At 29.1% G+C, this 3,532-nt stretch carries 5 protein-coding genes and 1 pseudogene; 4 read left to right on the top strand and 2 right to left on the bottom strand.

Going from position 1 to position 3,532, the window contains the following annotated elements; genetic code table 11:
- Both QP860_RS10320 and QP860_RS10325 read right to left on the bottom strand, forming a co-directional pair.
- Positions 1–170, bottom strand: a pseudogene (locus QP860_RS10320) (relaxase/mobilization nuclease domain-containing protein); the annotation flags it as partial.
- Between the two features lies 1 nt (position 171).
- Positions 172–528 carry a plasmid mobilization protein gene (locus QP860_RS10325; RefSeq protein WP_284912768.1) on the bottom strand — a complete coding sequence of 119 codons (357 nt, stop codon included), beginning with the start codon at positions 526–528 and terminating at the stop codon, positions 172–174.
- A gap of 348 nt (positions 529–876) precedes the next feature.
- On the opposite strand from QP860_RS10325, the gene QP860_RS10330 reads away from it, so the two are divergent.
- From QP860_RS10330 to QP860_RS10345, 4 genes are all read left to right on the top strand, one after another.
- Positions 877–1,470, top strand: coding sequence for a TetR/AcrR family transcriptional regulator (locus QP860_RS10330; RefSeq protein WP_015777633.1), 594 nt, complete (start codon positions 877–879; stop codon positions 1,468–1,470).
- A gap of 20 nt (positions 1,471–1,490) precedes the next feature.
- A complete protein-coding gene (locus QP860_RS10335; RefSeq protein WP_284912769.1) occupies positions 1,491–2,423 on the top strand; it encodes an ABC transporter permease in 933 nt (310 codons plus the stop codon).
- Positions 2,423–3,199: an ABC transporter permease gene (locus tag QP860_RS10340; protein WP_004816322.1), complete on the top strand. Its 777-nt coding sequence runs from the start codon at positions 2,423–2,425 to the stop codon at positions 3,197–3,199. Before QP860_RS10335 ends, QP860_RS10340 begins: the two co-directional genes overlap by 1 nt.
- A gap of 4 nt (positions 3,200–3,203) precedes the next feature.
- Positions 3,204–3,532 (top strand): ATP-binding cassette domain-containing protein (locus tag QP860_RS10345; protein WP_284912770.1); only part of this gene is annotated, 329 nt, incomplete at its 3' end.

Below are 3,532 nucleotides of genomic sequence, written 5' to 3' on the forward strand. Positions count from 1 at the left end.
CCATTAGTATCATTATCTTCTCGTGTTTTCATAAATTGAATATGGGCAGTAGATGGATGACATTTGAAGGAAGATACCAAGATTTTTTCATCAGTTTTTTCACTCTTAGTTATATAGTCTATTGCCAAATTTAGAGTTGATTTTATAGGATGTATTTTTGTAATTGCCATACTAATCACCAGAACTTTCTTTTGATTTATTAAGAAGTAGGGAATGGATCTGCCATATTTCTCTTGATAATTTTTCTATCTGCTTATTCATTGATTCAATTTCATTTTTGTAAATAACACCAGTTGTATTAGTTGCTTTTGCAATCTGGTTTATATTATTCGTAGCATTTGAAAGCAGCCATTGTATATTTCTAAATGGTTCTAAGTCTACAACATATATCTCTTTTTCTAATACACATTTCCTAAGAAAGTGGGACATAGTTTTGCAATTTGCGAGTTTCATTTTCTTTTCAAAGATTTCTTTTTCTTCATCTGTTAAATATATTTTCAGTTGATTATTTCTTTTTCTATTATCCATAGTATATCTCCTTATCATAAAATATTGGGGTCTTAGGGTTCTCCCTAACAAGGTAAAATTGATAAAAAAAGAAGCAGTCCATAAAGGTTCTGCTTCATCAATTTTTCGTAAGTGGGTACTCACTTACTGTGCTTGCTATTAAAGTTATAAGCGCTAAGCGTTTATTCAGTTTTATTAATTATACCGCATTTAAAGAAATTAATTAAGAAGTATAAAGGGCGTTCAAGCAAATATCTTAAATAAGATTACTAAATTTTAAAATTCTTCATGTATTGAAATTAATTATCAAATGAGCTATAATAAAACTGACGATAGCGTCGGAATTATTTATTGACAGGAGATAAAGTTTTGAATGATAGAAAATTGAAAGTTGGAGAAAAAAGGAAGTTAGAAATTCTTGAAGCGGCAATGAAATGTTTCTTAGAAAAGGGTTTCCAAAATACAACTATGGAAGATGTTATAGAAAAAGTAAGTTTAAGTAAAGGTGGTGTTTACTATCATTATGGCTCAACCTATGAAATGATTTATGATTTTATGAAATCAGGTATCAAATATAGAGGAGAAAAAAACAAAACTATCGACACATCTAAGTTAACGAGTTTAGACGCAATTACTGAGATGATGATGGAAAGAATTTATGATGAAAATGAATTTAAAAGCATATATGCAATTTTTTTGAAACTACAAAATGAAGATAAAAGATTGTGTGAAATGTTTGAAAATTTAAAAGAAACAAACACAGAAATTTTATCGTCTGCATTTCCTCCAAACGATAAGCTCTCATCTATTTTTGAAGATGAGTTTTTAGTGACCTTTGTAAATACTTTGATTTTAGGATATGAAAGTTTAAATCAAAAAGAAATTTTTATTGAAAATAAAGAAACAATCAAAAAGATGTTAGAAGAATATTTGAAAAATAAATTTCCTGAATTATTAGGCTGATCTTAAATTATGGTATAAAGATGAATACAAAAAAGACATTTTTAAAAAAAATTTATGAGCTAATAATTACATTATTAATTGTTAGTGTTTTATCATTTGTTTTAATGAAATTATCTCCCGTCGATCCAGCCACTGCATATGCTAAAAGACATATCGGAAGTCCATCACCTGAGCAAATTGAAGAAGTAAGAATAAGATTTGGTTTTGACAAACCTGTATATAAGCAATATTTTAACTGGATTAAAAATCTTTTTTCTCTAGACTTAGGACAGTCTTTAAGCAATGGCAAACCAGTCTGGGATAATATAATGTTGGCGTTGCCAAAAACTTTATCTGTTGTTTTCTTTTCCGCAATATTGCAGGTAATTTTGGTTTTATCTTTGGGATGTATTACTTTCTTATGGAAGAGCAAGATAATCAATAAGCTTATAAATCTTTTATGCCTTATTGGTGTTTCAATTCCTAGCTTTTATATTGCTATTATCTTACTTGATATATTTGCAGTAAAGTGGGATTTGCTATCAGTAGCAGGTAATATTGGCATTACAAACTATCTACTTCCTGCAATAACTTTAGGGATATTTGGGGCTTCTTTTTATTATCCACTATTTAAAGATGCTTTAGACAAAGAGAATGGTGAATATTATATTATGTTTTTTAGAGCAAATGGTCTAAAGGAATTTACTTTGTTCGTGAAACATATATTGCCAAACTCAATAGTAAAGTTAATTCCAAATTTCTTTCAGAGTATTGGACTTATGATTGCAAATGTGGCAATAGTTGAGGGAGTTTTTTCTATTCCAGGATTTGGATATTTGATTGTAAATTCTGTAATAAATCGTGATGCAACTATGATTCATGGGTTGGTTTTCTTTCTAGCATTATTTATTGCACTTGCTAATATAATATCAGATTTGATAAACGATCTTTTGATAAAGGAAAGGGGAGATTAATGAAAATAAATAAAAGGACATTATTTCCTTTCCTAGTGATTTTATTTATATTTTTTGGAAGTTTTTTTGCCCCTAATGATCCCTTAGAAGTTAATCTTCCCCTTCGATTTGCAAATCCAAGTTCTAAGTATCTTTTGGGAAATGATAGCATGGGTAGGTGCGTTTTATCGAGAATACTGTACGGGGGGAAAACTACATTATTTATGGTTATGACGGCATCAATTATTGTTTTTACTTTAGGTTTGCTTTTAGGAACACTAACGTCAAAAGTTACCATGAAAAAGAATGTAATAGTAGATTCGATTATTAATGCTGTAACGGCTATACCACCAATTGCTTATTTAATCATATTTATAGCATCTTGGGGAAATGGAATAAAAACTACATTAATCGCTTTGGTTGTTTCATATATATTGAGATTTTTAAGACTTGTTAGAACTCAAATAAATATTGAATATGATAAAGCTTATTGCACTTGTATGATTTCACTTGGTGCTTCAAAGACTAGGTTGGTTCTAGTTCATATACTACCAAATATATTATTAGATTTAGTTCATTATATTTGTTTGTCCTGTGCGGATATGATTTTAGCAATTACTGGTTTTTCATTTATAGGAATTGGACTTGGAGAAAATGTTGTAGAGTGGGGTTCTATGATTTTAGAAGCGAGAGATTCTATATTTATTAAGCCAGAACTCATAATTTACCCGATTTTTGCAGTTTTTATTACTACAATGTCTTTTAATATTATTGCAAAAGAAGCGAATAGAAGGTGAAGATATGATTTTGGTTAATCAATTACAAGTTACAGATAAAAAAGGAAACAATCTTTTAAATAATATTTCTCTTAGAATCCCTATGGGAAAAATTATTGGTCTCACTGGACCCAGTGGTGCTGGGAAGACTACATTAGTAAACACAATACTTGGGATTTTATCAGAGGATTTAAAAGTAAGTTCTGGAACTATTACTATAGATGATTTCGATATATTGGGAAAAGACAATATCAATAGCAACAATAGAAACATCGCTTTTATTCCTCAACTTCCCATGATTTCTTTTGACAAAAGAAAAAAGATAAAAAGTCAAATGGTTGAAATATATATTGC

The organism is Aerococcus sp. UMB1112A (genome assembly GCF_030230715.1).
Classification (GTDB): Bacteria; Bacillota; Bacilli; order Lactobacillales; family Aerococcaceae; genus Aerococcus.